Consider the following 15,716-nt stretch of genomic DNA (forward strand, 5'->3'; position numbering starts at 1 on the left):
CGCCAACTTTCCTGTGATAGAAGGGGGCGGTCTCGCAGAGCGCAAGAAATCACGAGAGGAGCCTTTGACCATGAAACTTCCGCGGCCTTACGAAACCTTCAAGCGCGCGCACCCGGAGATCTGGAAAGCCTACGATCAGCTGGGCGCCCTGTCGTCCAGAGCAGGACCTCTCGACAGGAAAAGCACCGAGCTGATCAAGCTCGCGATGGCGATCGGCGCGGGCATGGAAGGGGCCGTCCATTCGCACACGCGGCGGGCTCTGGAGGCGGGCGCAACGCGGGCCGAACTCTCGCACGTTGTCCTGCTCGGCGTCACCACGCTGGGATTTCCCTCGATGATGGCGGCAAAGACGTGGGTGGAAGACGAGCTCGGGAAAAGGCCGGTCAGGTCGCGGCGGCGAGGGTAGTTGCAGCTTCGCCCGGAACGCAGCGCGCTCGTGCGGCTGGCGGGACGTGCTCGCGCCGGCTTTTGCGGGCCCGCCGAGGAGGACCGCGATGATCAAGACCAGGGGCGTCCATCATATCGGCATTCCGGTGAACGACGTCGCGCACGCCGTCAAGTTCTACACCGAAGTTCTCGGGATGCGGGTGGCGAAGCTCAACCGCGACGACATGGGGGACGGGCTCCAGCGTGCCGATCTCCGGTCCGGTGACGACATGGTGGTTCTCTTTCAACGCCCGAAGCCCGTGCGCCGGGACGCGCTCGCCGAGGACGGGGCGACGCACCACGCTTTCATCGTCGACCGCGAAGACTTCGAGCTGGCGAAACGAAAGATGGCGGAGTGGGGCGTGAAAGTCCATCGCATTCCGTCGGTCGACCGGCCGACGGGAAGCGGTTTCTACTTCTTCGATCCGGACGGCAATCTGCTGCAGCTCTACGCCCCGCCCGCGTAACGCTTCGGGCTCCCCGGCGCCCTGTCCCCGGGGCTAGACCAGGCGCACCCAGGCTTTCTGGAGCGAGGTGGCGTAGCCGACCTCGGTCGCGATCTTCACGCCGGCGGCGTGCAGCTCATCGATCAGCCGGGCGGCGTGGCGCTTGGCGATGGCGATCAGCAGTCCGCCGGAGGTCTGCGGGTCGAGCGCCACCTGGACCAGCCCCTCGCGGATCGAGCGGTCGATGGTGATCTTGTCCTGGAGGTACTCGCGGTTGCGTTTGCAGCCGCCGGTGATGTAGCCCTTCTCCGCGAGCCGGGCGGCGCTACGCATCAGTGGCAGCTTCCCCGACTCGATCACGAGCGTGACGCCGCTGCCGCTCGCCATCTCCAGGGCATGGCCGAGAATGCCGTAGCCGGTCACGTCCGAGCAGGCGTGCACCTGAAACTTCCGCATCACCGCCGAGGCGGTCGCATTGAGCGTGGTCATGGATTCTACCGCCTCGTCAACGCTTTCCTTCGACGCCTTGCCTTTCTTGAGAGCCGTGGTGATGATGCCGGTGCCCAGGCTCTTGGTGAGAATCAGCACGTCGCCTTCCTGGACTCCGACATTGCGGAAGATGCGCTCGGGATGGATGGTGCCGGTCACCGCCATCCCGTACTTGATCTCGTCGTCGATGACGCTGTGGCCGCCGACCACCACCGCCCCGCTCTCCTTGACCTTGTCCGCGCCGCCCTTGAGGATCTCCCCGAGAATCGACAGGTCCAGCTTGCCTTTCGGGAAGCAGACGATGTTCATCGTGGTCTTCGGGTCGCCGCCCATGGCGTACACGTCGCTCAACGCGTTCGTGGCGGCGATCTGGCCGAAGACGTACGGGTCGTCCACGATCGGCGTGAAAAAGTCGACGGTGTTGACGATGGCCAGGTCGGGACGTAAGCGATACACCCCCGCGTCGTCGGAAGTTTCCGTTCCGACCAGCATGTCGCTGTTATTGAACTTGGGCAGGCTGTGCAAAACTTGCACGAGGTCGGCGGGGCCGAGCTTGGCGGCTCAACCCGCGGCCTTGACCTCTTGCGTCAGTCGCACGGTCCTGGATCTTCCCAATCGCATAGGGATCTCCAACTCTTTCAACGGACCGCGTCGGGCTTTCCCGACGGCGGAGATTTCAAGCGCCGAATATCGCCGATCCGCACCGTCGTACCGACCCGGTCGAAATACTCTAGCAGGGCGATCGTGTATTTGCGACTGGAACCCAGCAGGTCGCGGAAAGCGGCGGCGGTGATCTCGCCCTTGTCCGATAGGAACCTATATAGAAGGTCCCGCACCCTGTCAACGTAAGCGCCGGTGAAATAGAGCTCCGAGGCGACCCGAACCACGGAGCCGTCGCGCTCCAGCAGGCGCATCACTTCGGCGAGCTTCGCCCGGCCGACGCCGAGATGCTTCTCGATTTCCTTCAGCTCGGGCGGCGTCCCGGGCTGCTCGGCGAGAAGCCTCTTGATCCTTTCCATCAGCGCTTTCTCGGCTCCGCCGAGCTGGACGCGGTGCGTGGACAGGCGCAGCAGGTTTTCCTCCTTGGCGATCGTTTTCTCGGCCAGCAGGGTGTCCACGACCGCGCGAAAAATCTTCGGCGACAGCCGATAGAGCAGCTTGCCCCGAAGCTCCTCCATGTCCATGCCCGGAACGAGCGGGTGGCTCGCATGGAACGCGCCGAGCGCGTCGAGCAGCGCCTGGCGCAGCCGCTCCCATTTCGCCTGCGTCGTATAGACGCGTTCGCCCTCGGCGTTGAACGAGCGCAGCCCCGCGGTCTTCTGGATCGAGTCTCCCAGCTCCTCGGCCGTGAGGTTGAGGAACTGCTGGATCGCTTCGACCGGGAGCGCGAACTCCTTGCTTTCGTCGAGCAACGCCTGCGTCAGCGCGTCCTGGTCGCCCCGACGCAGCGTGTCCAGCCTCTCCTCGAGTCCGGTCTCGCCCCGTTTGTGCCGCTCGGCCCAGGGATGGAGCACCGTGCCTCCGGCGAGCGTCCGCTGTGCGGTTTCGTCGCGGAGGATGAAATGGTCGCCGCGGAGCGCCAGCAGCGGCTCGGCGAGCACGATCTGGCAGAAGGCCGACTGCTTCGGCTCGACGCGCTCCTCCCCGCCGAGCAGCACGATCCTGCCGAGCCGTTCCGCGGTGCCGAGGTGCACGCGGATGCGCTGATGGTTCTTGATGCCCTTGGCGGCCGCCGGCCGGACCTCGAGAAAGGCGTCGAAGCGTTCCGACGTCCGGGTGATGCTCTCGTGGCAGATCACGTGGCCCCGCTCGACCTCGGCGCGGTCCGGGCCGGTGAGGTTGAGCGCGACACGCTGGCCCCAGCCCGCTTTTTCGACCGGCCGGCCGTGGACCTGAAGGCTGCGGACGCGAAAGATCTGATCGCCCGGCAGGCAGCGCACGCGGTCCCCGGTCCCGATCTCGCCGCTCAGGGCGGTCCCGGTGACGATCACGCCGTGGCCCTGGAGGATGAAGGCACGATCGACGGGAAGCCGGAAATAGCCGCGCGGCGCCGGCCGATCGCACGATCTGAGCGTCTCGGCAATCCTGGTTTTCAATTCCTCGAGCCCCTGCCCGGTAACCGTCGAGACGGCGACGACGGGCGCTCCCTCGAGCGCGGTGCCAAGCGTCAGGATGCCGATCTCTTCCTCGACCTCGGCGATGCGCGCCGGCGGCACGAGATCGGCCTTGGTGATGACGAAGATCGCCATCTTGACGCCGAGAAGGTGGACGATGTCCAGGTGCTCCTCGGTTTGCGGCATCACGCCGTCGTCGGCGGCGACGGTGAAGAGCACCAGGTCCATTCCGTGAGCGCCGGCCAGCATGTTGCGGATGAAGCGCTCGTGGCCTGGCACGTCGACGACGCCTGCTTCGGTGCCGTCGGGCAGCGTCAGGTGGGCGAACCCCAGATCGATCGAGATGCCGCGCTCTTTTTCTTCCTTGAGCCGATCGGTATCCTGGCCCGTCAACGCCTTGATGAGGCTGGTTTTGCCGTGATCGATGTGTCCCGCGGTGCCGATAATGTAGGGCATGTTCGGCGGTTCAAAAGATAAAAGTCGCTTCGCTCCAGTTCAAACCGTTCAAGCGGTTCAACCGCTTGCTCCGCTCCGGCCGCCCGGCGCCGGGAGACGCCGATCGAACGCCCATGCCGGTCGCCGGTCCGCGGTCCCCGGCCGGCGCGGCAAGACGAAGGAATCAGGCGCCGCCGGGGAAGTTCGGGACCAGATCCGAGGGTTCGAGGATCGCTCTCGGATCGAGCAGAAAACAGCCATCCTTGATCCTTCCGATGATCGGCGGATCCGCGGCGCGAAACCGACGCGCGATCCGCTCCGCGCTCTCGCTCGGATGCTCGATGGCGATCACCACGGTCGGGAGCTCCTCGGTCGGCAGGGCCCCGCTGCCGATCTGGGAGGTCGAGTCGCGCAGCGTGAAGCGGTATTCCGCCCCGAGCGCCGCCTGCAGTCGCGGCAGGGCCTGCTCGGCCACCGCGCGAATTTCCTCCACAGGCCGGACAAAGGCCCGGAGCGTCGGGATCTCCCGGACGATCTCCGGCGATTGGACGTAGCGGCGGAGCGTCGCCTCGAGAGCGGCCAGGGTGAGCTTCCCGCAGCGGAGCGCTCGCTGCAAATGGTTCTTGTTGATCCGGGCGATCAGGTCCTTCTTTCCGACCATCAAGCCCGCCTGAGGTCCGCCGAGGATCTTGTCGCCGCTGAACGTGACCAGATCGGCGCCGGCCGCGAGGCTGTCGGCGACCACCGGCTCTTTCGGCAGACCGTAGCGGCCGAGATCGAACAGCGCGCCGCTGCCGAGATCCTCCATCACGGGAAGATTGTGCCTGCGGCCGATCGCGACGAGCTCGGGGAGCGTCACCTCCGAGGAAAAGCCGACGATCCGGTAGTTGCTCGTATGGACTTTCAGCAACAGCGCGGTCTTTTCCCCGATCGCCTTCTCGTAGTCCTCGGGGTGGGTGCGGTTGGTGCTGCCGACTTCCCTCAGGACCGCGCCGCTCTTCGCCATGATCTCGGGGATCCGAAAGGAGCCGCCGATCTCTATCAGCTCGCCGCGGGAGACGATCACCTCTCTGCCGTCGGCGAGCGTGTTCAGCCCCAGGAGCACCGCCGCGGCGTTGTTGTTGACCACGGTCGCGGCCTCGGCGCCGGTCAGCTGCACCAGGAGCTTCTCGACGATCTGCTCGCGCCGCCCGCGCCGGCCCTCGGCGAGATCGTATTCCAGGTTGACGGGCCGGCCTGCGACCGAGACGACGGCATCGATGGCCGCGTCGCACAGGAGGGCGCGCCCGAGATTGGTATGCAGGATCGTTCCGGTGGCGTTGACCACCCGGGCCAAGCCGGGGCGGCTTTCGATCTCGACTTCCCGCTCGACGCGCTCGAGGACGGCGGGCTCGCTCAAGGCGCCGGGCGGAAGGCTGCCGCCTTGCCGGAGCTCGCCCCGGATTTCGTCGAGCACTCGGCGGCACGTCCGGATCAGGTAGTCGCGGTTGTAGCGGCGCAGCAGCGCCTGGCACTTCGGATGGCTGACGAGGCGATCGATCGACGGCAAGTCGCGCAGAAGGGTTCCTGCCTGCTTCGCCATGGGAAAATTCAGGTTCGCACAAGGCGCGGCCGATTTCAATCCGATCGATCCGCGCGCGGCTCGCGATTGACAGCCGCAACGGCAGTCTGATAGGGGGCAGCTTGTCCCGGCCGGAATCAGCGTGTGAAGACAAGAATCGTCTTTCGCAGAAGACCGGCGGCTCGACGTCCGGCCGAGCCGCGGGCCGAAACCCAAAGGAGACGGTCATGAACAAGGCGGCCGTAAGAGTTGCGTGGATCCTCTGCTTCCTCGGCGCTTTTCTTACCCACAACCCCCGAGCCGCAGGGCAGACGGAGCCGTTTTACAGAGGAAAGACGCTTCGCATCGTGATCGGATCGACGTCGGGAGGGTTCTACGACCGCTGGGGCCGTCTCTTGGCTCGACACCTGGGCAGGTACATTCCCGGCCAGCCCGAGGTGATCGCTCAGAACATGCCCGGGGCCGGCTCGGTGATCGCCGCCAACCATGTCTTCAACGTCGCCCGCCCCGACGGGTTGACCGCGGTGATGCCCCTGAACAGCCTCTACGTCGACCAGCTGGTCGGGCGCAAAGAGGTGCAGTTCGACCTGCGCAAGTTCCACTGGATCGGCTCGCCTGCGGTGGAATCGGTGATCTTCTACATGCGGGCCGACGCGCCGTACAAGACGATCGCGGACATCATCAAGGCCAAGGAGCCGCCCAAATGCGGGTCGACCGGGACCGCGAGCAGCGACTACATCCTCTCCAAGGTCCTGGAGGAATCCGTCGGGGCGAGGTTCAACACCGTGCAGGGCTACCCGGGAGGAAGCGAGATCGATCTGGCAGTGGAGAAGGGGGAGGTGGTCTGCCGGGCCCACAGCACCTCGGCTCATTTCGGGCGCGAGCCGTTCGATTCCTGGCACAAGAAGGGGTTCGACCGGCATCTCATCCAGACGGCGCGCACGCGGGATTCCCGCGCGGCCGACGTGCCGACGCTTCAAGAGATTTTCGATCAGCACAAGGTCTCGACGGCGAGCCGCCGGGCGGCGCAGATCGTGCTGGCGGCGGGCGATTTCGGCCGGCCGATGATGGTGACGCCGGGCACGCCCGCGGACAGGATCAGGATCCTGAGGGAGGCATATCAAAAAGTGCTGAACGACCCCGAGCTTCGCGCCGAGGCGAAGAAAGCGCGACTGGACGTCGAACCGACCTCGGGGGAGGAACTGGAGCAGCTGGTCCGGGACATCTTCGACGCGCCTCCCGAAGTCCTGGAGCGGGCGAGAAAGATCCTCGGCAAATAATCCGGTACGCTTCCGGGAAAAATCGGGCCGCGCAGAAGCGGTCATCCGCCGTATTCGCGGACGGCGTCGTCGTTGAGCTCCAGGCCCAGTCCCGGCCGTTCGCTCAAGGTCACCCAGCCCTGAACCGGCTCCGGGACTTCTTTGTAAAGCGTCTTCCACAGGAGCCAGTTGCTCACGTGGAACTCCGCGCGCCACCCGTTGGGCACGGCGGCGTGCAGATGCAGGTCGAACTGATCCCCGTTCCCGACCGGAAGGCTGAACGCCTGCGCCACGCCCGCCGCCTTCATCCCCATCGTGAAGCCGCCGACCGAAAGGACATGGATGTTCAAGAAGTCCACGGCTCCGGCTCTGACGAGATCGCAGAGCGTGTAGAAGCCGTCCCATTGACCGGCGGCGATCGGGATGCGGGTTCGCCGGCGCAGCTCCGCCAGTAAAGCCCGATCGTTCCTCACGATCGGCTCTTCGAACCACATCAAGTCGTACGGCTCGAGCCGCTTGCACCATCTGAGCGCCGTGTCGTACTTCATCAGGCAGTTCGCGTCGACCATCAGCTCGACTTTCTCCCCCACGGCTTCCCGAACGGCGCGGACCCTTCGTTCGTCTTCCGCGGGGCTCTCCTCGCGATGCGACGATCCGGCGCCGCTCGGATCCGTCCGTCCGCGGGCGTCGAGCCGCCCGACCTGGATCTTGAGCCGCGTCTGCCCCGCCGCGACCCAGTATCGCGCCGCTTCGATGAGCGCGTCGGGGTCGTAAGCGCGGAGACCGAAGGTGACGTAAGCCGGGAGCGACTTTTGCGCGCCTCCGAGCAGGCGCCACACCGGCGTCTTGTAGAACTTTCCCTTGATGTCCCACAGCGCGACGTCGACGGCGCTTGCCGCGAAGCTCCAGACGCCGCCGTGAGCGCGGCTGTTGAATTTCCACAGCATCTCGTGCATCAGCCGCTCCGTCTCCAGCGGGTCCCGGCCCTCGAGGAAAGGCGCCAGATCGTCGCGGAGAAACGCCATGGTCGCGGAATGCATGAAGCCGCCGATCTGGCTGGTGCCGGTGATGCCCTCGTCGGTCTTGATTCGGAGCAGGCGCGCGGCGACACGGAGCGGTTGCTCGAACAGCGGCGGGGTGACCGGGATATTGCGCAATTGCAGGATCTCGAGACCGGTGATCTTCAAGTCCGTTCCCTCCGCCACGCTTCATATGGCAACCGCCGGCCGGGCGTCAAGCGAGCGCTCTACGCGAAACGGAGCTCTTCTGCCCGTTGACGCTTGCGGGGATTTCGTTTGAACTTTCGTCCAGCGTTCGCTAAGGAAGGCCGATGCTCTTTTCCGGTCGCCGGTTTGGCCAGGGAATGAGGGCCGCGGTCCCGATCTGGATCGCGTTCGTTCCGTCTTCGATCGCCTGGGGAATCGCCGCGCAGACCCACCGCCTCCCGCTCGCCGAGGTGGTGTTCATGTCGGCGTGGGTTTACTCCGGTCCGGCGCAGTTCGCGGTTCTGGGGCCGCTCAGCGAGGGAAGGCCGGCGCTGCAGGTCCTGATCACCGGCTTTCTCATGAACCTGCGCTTCCTGCCGATGAGCGCCGGCCTCGCTCCTTATTTCGGCGGCACGCCCCGCCTGAAGCTGCTTCTCGCCTCGCATTTCGTCAGCGCGAGCAGCTTCATCGTTCCTTACCTGCAGTTCCAGAAAGAGGCCTCGGCGGCGCCATCGCCGCCCGGCGCGGGACAGCGCAACCTATGCTTTTTTCTCGGGGTTGGGGCAAGCAGCTTTCTCGTCTGGGTGGCCGGCACGGCGGCGGGGTACGGCTTTGCGCTGAGCGTGCCGCCGGGTTTCGAGGAGGCGCTCAAATTCATCCTGCCGGGCTACTTTACGGGCTTGCTGGCGGTCGAGGCGCGCGACCGCACGGCCCGGCAGATCTGCCTTGCGAGTCTGGTGCTCGCCGTGCCCGCGGGAGCGGCGAGCGCGGACTGGGGATGGCTCCTGTCGGCCGCAGCGGTCGCCACGGCGGGATGGAGTCTGGAGCGATGGATCGCACGGGCGTCATCCTGATCATGGGCCTCATGGCCTACGCGCTCCGCGTCGTGCCGCAGGTTCTCCTGGTCGGGCGGAGGTTTCCCGAGGGCTGGGACCGCTGGCTTCGCTGCCTTTCCTACGCCCTCATCTGCAGCATCGTCGCAATGACGCTCTTCATGACCGGCGGACGGTTCGAGAGTAACGCCGCGCCGCGGCGCGTGGCGGCGCTGGCCGCGGCGGCTCTTGTCGCGCACCGCACGCAAAGCCCGGTGGCGGGAATGATGGCGGGAACGGCGCTGGCGGCGGTTCTCGGATGGCTGGGCTGAGAGTCGCTTCGCTCCCGTTCAAACCGTTCAAGCCGTTCGATCGCTCCGCCGCTTCGCGGCGGTTCAAGTTCAATGTCGGACGATCGCGGACCAGGCAGGGGAGACCGGCACGGACAGAAACCGGGAACCAGGAAGCCCGCTTGATGGAGCGACGGACATTAGGCGCTGAACGCCGCCAGGCGGAGCCCGAAGCGGCGCCAACTGCTCATCGGTCGCCTGTGACTCCCCCGTCGAGCGCGGGCTCCCGAACGGCCCCGATCAGGGCGCCGTACAGCAGCAACGGGATCGAGGCTGCAAGGACCATCGCGACGACGATGTCTCCGGCCGCGGCGATCAGGCGGGCGGCGGCCAAAGGGGCCAGCACGCCCGCGGCGTAGTGCAAGGCCATGATGATCCCGCTGGCGGTGCCGGCGGCGCCGGGGGGCGCGGTTTCCTGGGCGAGCGCCACCACGAGAGCGGGCACCGACGCCTTGAGCGTGCCGAAGATGAAGATCCCCGCCGCAATTGCGGGCGCCGACTGGAGCCAGTAGAAAACGACGAACGCGGCGGCCGCGGCGGGGAGCGCGCTCAGGACGATGACCGGCTTGCGCCCGAAGCGGTCCGATAGCGCGCCCAGGGCGAAGGAGCCGAGCATGTTCGCAACGCTCAGCAGCCCCATGACCCAGCCGGTTTCCTCCAGCGTAAGCGATTTCGCCTCGCGCAGCAGCGTCGGAGTCCAGGCAGCCGAGCTCCAGAACACCGATCCGCCGACGAATTCGGCGAAGGCGAGAAGCAGGACGGGCGCCGCGGCGGCGTCCCGGAACGGGACCTTGCGCGCCGCCGCCGTGGAGCGGCGTCGATCGCGGACGGTGCTCAGCTGCAGCAGCATGTCCGCTGCGGCGATCCCCGCGACGGCGGCGAAGGCGGCACGCCAGTCGCGGGCGGCGATCAGCCGGCTCGAAAGCACGGCCCCGAGCGCGCCGCCGACGCCGTACGCCACGGAAACGAGGCTTGCGGCAAGGCCGCGCCGCCGCGGCAGCAGATCGGACATGATCGCGTAGAGCGAGGGCGGGGTGAAGCCGTAGCCGATCCCGGTGGCGGCGAGGGAGAGGAAAAACTCGGGGCGCCCGCCGCTCGCGCCCGCGCCGCCGAACCCGAGCGCCAGGAGAGTCAAACCGCTCACGAGCACCGTTTTCCTGCCGATCCTGTCGGCGAGGCGGCCGGCCGCGGCGCTGGTCACCGCCGCCACGAGCATCATCACGGCGAACAGGCTCCCGGCCTCGACCTCGGTGAGCGAGAACGCCCGCCTCACCTCCGGCAGCGAGATGCCGAGCGTCGCCACCGCCATCGAGGGCATGAGATTGGAGAGGGCGGCGGTCAGTGCCGCACGCCAGTGGCTGTCGTCGGAAGAGCTACGGGCGGGAGCCGGCGGCAAATGCCGAACTTCTAAAGGATGCGAAGCGGAAAAGCAAGACGCCCGCCTCGTTGCAGGTTCGCCCCGCGCGGCGCGACGCTTTGATGCGGCGGGCAAAATGGCCTATAACGAGGCAGGGAACTTGCCTGGAAGGGAGTCCGCTCATGAGCGCCGACGCGATCCTGGAACGCCTGGCCGAGGATCTTGGAAGCCTGCTGAAGGAGCCGCCGGGGAGCCGGCGGGTGAAGATCACCGACCTCACGCCGCGGGACGGCCAGCAGTGCAAGCTCGCCACGCGCGTCACCACCGACGACCTGCTTCCGCTCTGCGCCGCGCTCGACGGCTGCGGCTTCTACGCCGTGGAGGTCTGGGGAGGAGCGACCTTCGACGTCTGCATGCGCTATCTCAAGGAAGACCCGTGGGAGCGGCTGAGACGGATCAAGGCGGTGATGCCGAAAACCAGGCTGCAGATGCTGCTGCGCGGCCAGCACATCCTCGCCTACCGGCCATACACCGACCGGATCGTGTGGAAATTCGTCGAGCGGGCGATCGCCAACGGGATCCACGTGTTCCGCATCTTCGAGGCCACCAACGACTTCCGCAACATCGAGTCGGCGACGCGCGCGGTGAAGGAGCTCGGCGGCGAGGCGCACGTGGAGGTGAACTACACGGTGAGCCCCGTGCACACGCTGGAGAAATGGATGGAGTACGCGGAGCAGCTGATCGACATCGGCGCGGACTGGCTTTCGCTCAAGGACGCCACCGGGATCCTGACCCCGTTCGACAGCTACCGGATCGTCCGCGGCATCAAGGAGCGGGCCGGGGACAAGCTGCCCGTGCTGCTCCACTGTCACGACATGGGCGGCACCTCGAGCATGTGCCACTGGATGGCGATCCTCGCCGGCGTGGACATGATCGACACCGTGCTGTCGCCGCTCTCCTTCGGCTCGTCGCATCCCGCCACCGAATCGATGATCGCCTCGCTCAGCGGGACGCCGTTCGACCCGGGCATCGACCTCAAGCTTTTGGAAGAACCCGCCCGGATCACCCGGCAGATCAAGGAGAAGTACGAGAAATACGAGACGGGTTACACCGGCGTCAGCGGCGACGTCTTCATCCACAAGATCCCGGGCGGCATGATCTCCAACATGGTCGCGCAGCTCAAGGAGGCCAAGAGGATGGACCTGATGGAGGCCGCCTTGAAGGAGACGCCGAACGTCGAGCGGGATCTCGGCCACCCGCCGCTGCTCACGCCGACGAGCCAGATCGTCGGCGTTCAGGCGGTGCTGAACGTGCTCGCGGGCGAACGCTACAAGATCATCACGAAAGAAACCGCCGACTACGTCAAGGGGAAATACGGCCGTCCGCCGGGGCCGGTCAGCAGGGAGCTGATCCGCAAGGTGATGAAGGACAAGGAGCCCGACTACTCGCTGCGCGCGGGGGAGCTTGCCGATCCGGCTGACTGGGACAAGGCGGTCGAGAATCTCGGTCCGCTGGCCAAGAGCGACGAGGACATTCTGCTCGGCGTGCTCTTCCCGATGCAGGCCAAAGAATTCCTCGCGCTGAGAGAAAGCGGTCAGCTCGGGCGGCAGTCCGCCTGACGGAGGATCGCCAGCGCCGCGGGAGGCGACCCGGTCTTCGGCCGATGCCCGAGCTTCCGGACGTTGCGGTTTACATCGAGGCGCTCTCGGAGCGGGCGCTCGGCCGAACGCTCCAGCGCGTCCGCGTCGCGAGCCCGTTCCTCCTCAGGTCGTACGATCCGCCTGTTCAATCCGCCGAAGGGAAGCGACTGCTCGCCCTTCGCCGGCTGGGGAAGCGCGTCGTCTTCGAGCTCGAAGGCGGGCTCTTCATGATCGTTCATCTGATGGTCGCCGGGCGGCTCCACTGGAAGCCGCCGAAGGCCGCAATCCCCCGGAAGTACGGCCAGGCGGCGTTCGACTTTTCCAACGGCACGCTGCTGCTCACGGAGGCGGGCGCCAAGAAGCGCGCTGCGCTCCACCTCGTGCGCGGCGAGGATGCTTTACGGCAGCACGACCCGGGAGGGATCGAGGTGCCGGAGGCGGACCTCGAGGCGTTCGCCGCCGCGCTCACGCGGGAAAACCACACCCTCAAGCGCGCGCTCACGGATCCACGGATCTTTTCCGGAATCGGCAACGCCTACTCCGACGAGATCCTGCACCGCGCGCGGCTCTCTCCGGTGCGGCTCACGGCGCGGATGACACGGGAGGAGATCGCGCGATTGCATCACGCGGCGCAGGAGACTCTGCGCGAGTGGACGGAGCGGCTGGGGCGCGAACGGGCAGGAGGCTTTCCCGAAAAGGTAACCGCCTTTCATCCCGCGATGGCGGTCCACGGCAGATACCGCCGGCCCTGCCCGGTGTGCGGCTCGCCCGTGCAGCGGATCGTCTACGCGGAAAACGAAACGAACTACTGCGCGACCTGCCAGACCGAGGGGAAGCTGCTCGCGGACCGCGCGCTCTCGCGGCTGCTCAGATCGGACTGGCCGAAAACCCTCGAAGAGCTCGAAGAGATCAAGAAGGCGCGGGGTTCGTAAACGATCGCTCAAGCCGTTCGAACCGTTCAAACCGTAGCCGTTCGACGGGTTTGAACCGCTCGAATCGTTCCCGCGATTCGAGCGCTAGATCTCCGGCTCCAGGATCTCGAGACCGTCGAGGCGGTCGACGAGATAGAGGAGGCCGTCGGGCGCGCGGAACACGTCGTTGCTCTGAACCGCCTTTTGCCCCCGGCCGGGAAACGGCACGTAGTAGCCCACCTCCCTGGGCGCGAACGGGTTGGACAGATCGAGCGCTCGCAGCCCGCCCGCGAACCAGGTGACGTAGTGGATGTGGTCGTAAACCTGCTCCGCCGGCTGGTGGGCGCCGAAGCGGCTTCCCGGCTTCGACTCGCCGTCGTACGGAATCATGTAGTTGGCCACGGGGATCGGCCGGGTCTCCTCGGTGATGTCCACGACCCAGAGAAACGCGTTCGGCGTGGGCATGAGCTTTTCGCCGACCTCCTCGTCGGTGACGATCATGAAGTCGCGGTCCATGATCCTGCCGGCCAGGGGGAGCGTGGTGTGGGTCGGGCAGGGATACGGCGGGCTCCAGTCGAAGATGCTCAGCGTCCTCGGCCTGGACATATCCGAGATGTCGACGATGGCGAAGCCGCCGTGCCAGTAGCTGATGTAGAGCCGATCCCCGCGGCGGATCGGATGGTGGCAGCGATGGTCCCAGCCGTGCCAGGTCGGCGTCTCGCCGCCGGCCGTCCACTGGCCGGGCATCCACCAGCGGCCCACCTCTTCCGGCCTTTCCGGGTTCTTCAGGTCCAAGATCAGCGCGATGTTGCCGACGTAGCCCTCCATGTGCGGGGAAAGGTAGGCATAGCGGCCGTCGAAAGTGAACCGGTGCACGCCTTTGGCCGCGGCCTCGAAGAAGGCGATCTCCCTCGGCCTGGCGCGGTTGGAGATGTCGAAGATCTTGAGCCCGCCCTGGGGCTCTTTCTGAGTCTTGTAGCGCTCGTAGTTGACGAGCATCACGTCGCCGCTCACCCGGACCTTGTGGGAGTGGATGCCCTCGGGGACCTCGAGCTGCGCGACGAGCCGGGGGTTCTTGGGGTCGCGGACGTCGATGATGGAAGTTCCCAGCGGCGGCTCGATGTGGCCGACGTAGGCGTAGCCGTTCTCGACGACGATCGACCCGCCTCCGGGGAGATCCATGCGCCCGACCTGGCGGATCTTGTGACGGATGCCGACAGGGGGATTGCCGTTCGATGCCATGGGTTCGACCTCCGTTGTCTGCCGCCTGCCGGCGGGGTTCAGGCCCGGCTTTTCTCGATCATCGCGACGACCTGGTCGGTCGTGCGGACGCGCGCCATCCGGGGAAAGACGAGCTCCATCAGGAAATCGTGCGCGCGCTGATCGTGGGACGTTCCGCAGGCGTCGCTTACGACGATCATGTAGTAGTCCAGGTCGCGCCCCGAGTAAACCGTGGCGGCGACGCCCACCTCCGTGGAGCCGCCGGAGATCACCACGGTATCGATGCCGCGCGCGCGCAGCGCGAGGTCCAGATAGGTCTGGTGAAAGGCGCTCCACCGGTACTTCGGGATGTAATAATCGTCGGGTTGAGGCTCCAGCTCGGGGATGACCTCCGAGCTCTCGCTCCCCGCGTAGACGCGCATCGAGGGCTTGCTCACCTCGCCGCCGGGCCACGGCCGCAGGGCGTTGTCGGTGTCCGTCAGCAGGAGGGCCGAGGTCGCGCCGTCGGGACGGTGATTGCCCCTGGCGAAAAAGATCGGGATGGAAGCCTGCCGCCCGGCCTTCATCAGGCGCACGGCGTTGTCGATCCACGGCTTCATGCGCGCCCTGGCGGCGTCGCCGGCGTGGTGATAGTAGCCGTTCAAGATGTCGAAAAACAGGATGGCGGTCTTTTCACGCTCGAAACGGTTGACGTTCATGCAGGCTCCTCAGCGGATCTTGATCCCGCGCTTTTGCTTTTCCTCAACGACCTTCCAGCCCCGCCCCGCGTACCACTCGATCTGGCGAAACAGCCCGGTAAGGATCCGCACGTCCTTGTCCTCGAGGCCGGCCCGCCCGAGAATCCGCCGCAGGGCGAGCAGGATGTGCTCCGGGTTCTCGGAGTCCAGAAAGCCGATCTTGAGGAGCGACGAGCGCATCCGGTCGAAGAGCCGCTCGACGCTTTCCGCCGGAGCGCGGTCGATCTCCGGCTCCGGCGGCGATCCCAGGAAGGCGACGTAGATCTCGTAAAGGCAGATGGCCGCCGCCTGGGCGACGTTGAACGATGCATAGTCCGGATGCGCGGGGATCGTCAAGAGGAGCTGGCACGGTTCGAGGTCCCGGTTCGTGAGCCCATGGTCTTCGGGGCCGAACACGAGCGCCACCTTGCCCGCGCGCGCCGCGGCGGCGATCTCGGGCGCGAGCTCTCGCGCCGTGCGGCTGTGCCTGCGGTAGAGGCCGGAACGGCAGGTGGTCCCGACCACCAGCGAGCAGTCGGCCACCGCGTCCCGCAGGGTCGGATAGGCGCGCGCCCGCGCGAGGATGTCTCGCGCGTGCACCGCCATGGCCCGGGCCCAGAAGGTCCCGGTGCGCGCTTTGCCGACGATCGCGAGGTCGGTAAGGCCCGTATTCTTCATCGCGCGCGCCACCGAGCCGACGTTGCCGGAGCCTCGCGGGTGAACCAGGACGACGCGGACGTTCGACAGCATGGGGAGCAGGGCGCCGTTTCGCCG

At 66.6% G+C, this 15,716-nt stretch carries 14 protein-coding genes and 1 pseudogene; 7 read left to right on the top strand and 8 right to left on the bottom strand.

Annotation, left to right across the window (positions count from 1 at the left end; translation table 11 throughout):
• Positions 1-70: 70 nt before the first annotated feature.
• Entirely contained in the window at positions 71-406 is a 336-nt protein-coding gene (locus tag VNN77_11530) for a carboxymuconolactone decarboxylase family protein (protein ID HXG52022.1), read from the top strand.
• An 88-nt stretch (positions 407-494) separates the two neighbouring features.
• A complete protein-coding gene (locus VNN77_11535) occupies positions 495-893 on the top strand; it encodes a VOC family protein (GenBank protein ID HXG52023.1) in 399 nt (132 codons plus the stop codon).
• Positions 894-926: 33 nt separating this feature from the next.
• On the opposite strand, the pseudogene selD reads toward VNN77_11535, so the two are convergent.
• From selD to selA, 3 genes and pseudogenes are all read right to left on the bottom strand, one after another.
• A pseudogene (gene selD / locus VNN77_11540) lies at positions 927-1,910 on the bottom strand (selenide, water dikinase SelD).
• An 89-nt stretch (positions 1,911-1,999) separates the two neighbouring features.
• Positions 2,000-3,931: a selenocysteine-specific translation elongation factor gene (gene selB / locus VNN77_11545; protein ID HXG52024.1), complete on the bottom strand. Its 1,932-nt coding sequence runs from the start codon at positions 3,929-3,931 to the stop codon at positions 2,000-2,002.
• 163 nt (positions 3,932-4,094) lie between these two features.
• Positions 4,095-5,492, bottom strand: coding sequence for an L-seryl-tRNA(Sec) selenium transferase (selA, locus tag VNN77_11550; protein ID HXG52025.1), 1,398 nt, complete (start codon positions 5,490-5,492; stop codon positions 4,095-4,097).
• Positions 5,493-5,698: 206 nt separating this feature from the next.
• Here selA and VNN77_11555 point away from each other — a divergent pair, with 206 nt between their 5' ends.
• Complete coding sequence (locus tag VNN77_11555) at positions 5,699-6,751, top strand: tripartite tricarboxylate transporter substrate-binding protein (GenBank protein ID HXG52026.1); 1,053 nt, start codon at positions 5,699-5,701, stop codon at positions 6,749-6,751.
• Positions 6,752-6,792: 41 nt separating this feature from the next.
• Here the strand turns inward: VNN77_11555 and VNN77_11560 are convergent, their stop codons facing one another.
• Positions 6,793-7,917: a mandelate racemase/muconate lactonizing enzyme family protein gene (locus VNN77_11560; GenBank protein ID HXG52027.1), complete on the bottom strand. Its 1,125-nt coding sequence runs from the start codon at positions 7,915-7,917 to the stop codon at positions 6,793-6,795.
• Between the two features lie 143 nt (positions 7,918-8,060).
• On the opposite strand from VNN77_11560, the gene VNN77_11565 reads away from it, so the two are divergent.
• Positions 8,061-8,789, top strand: a complete 729-nt coding sequence (locus VNN77_11565) for an AzlC family ABC transporter permease (GenBank protein ID HXG52028.1) — start codon at positions 8,061-8,063, stop codon at positions 8,787-8,789.
• Positions 8,765-9,079, top strand: coding sequence for an AzlD domain-containing protein (locus VNN77_11570; protein HXG52029.1), 315 nt, complete (start codon positions 8,765-8,767; stop codon positions 9,077-9,079). Before VNN77_11565 ends, VNN77_11570 begins: the two co-directional genes overlap by 25 nt.
• Before the next feature lie 205 nt (positions 9,080-9,284).
• Here the strand turns inward: VNN77_11570 and VNN77_11575 are convergent, their stop codons facing one another.
• Positions 9,285-10,493, bottom strand: coding sequence for an MFS transporter (locus VNN77_11575; protein ID HXG52030.1), 1,209 nt, complete (start codon positions 10,491-10,493; stop codon positions 9,285-9,287).
• Positions 10,494-10,636: 143 nt separating this feature from the next.
• On the opposite strand from VNN77_11575, the gene VNN77_11580 reads away from it, so the two are divergent.
• Positions 10,637-12,073, top strand: coding sequence for a pyruvate carboxylase subunit B (locus tag VNN77_11580; GenBank protein HXG52031.1), 1,437 nt, complete (start codon positions 10,637-10,639; stop codon positions 12,071-12,073).
• A 44-nt stretch (positions 12,074-12,117) separates the two neighbouring features.
• On the top strand, positions 12,118-13,026 hold the full coding sequence (locus tag VNN77_11585) for a DNA-formamidopyrimidine glycosylase family protein (GenBank protein ID HXG52032.1): 909 nt from the start codon (positions 12,118-12,120) through the stop codon (positions 13,024-13,026).
• An 84-nt stretch (positions 13,027-13,110) separates the two neighbouring features.
• Here VNN77_11585 and VNN77_11590 read toward each other — a convergent pair whose 3' ends face one another.
• Genes VNN77_11590 through VNN77_11600 form a run of 3 tightly spaced genes read right to left on the bottom strand, consistent with a single transcriptional unit; the run spans position 13,111 to position 15,692 of the window.
• Positions 13,111-14,247, bottom strand: coding sequence for a hypothetical protein (locus VNN77_11590; GenBank protein HXG52033.1), 1,137 nt, complete (start codon positions 14,245-14,247; stop codon positions 13,111-13,113).
• 38 nt (positions 14,248-14,285) lie between these two features.
• Positions 14,286-14,924 (bottom strand): cysteine hydrolase, encoded by a 639-nt coding sequence (locus VNN77_11595; protein HXG52034.1) that lies wholly within the window; start codon positions 14,922-14,924, stop codon positions 14,286-14,288.
• A 9-nt stretch (positions 14,925-14,933) separates the two neighbouring features.
• Entirely contained in the window at positions 14,934-15,692 is a 759-nt protein-coding gene (locus VNN77_11600; GenBank protein HXG52035.1) for an RNA methyltransferase, read from the bottom strand.
• Positions 15,693-15,716 lie beyond the last annotated feature (24 nt).

The organism is Candidatus Zixiibacteriota bacterium (assembly GCA_035574315.1).
Classification (GTDB): Bacteria; Desulfobacterota; Binatia; order UBA9968; family UBA9968; genus DATLYW01.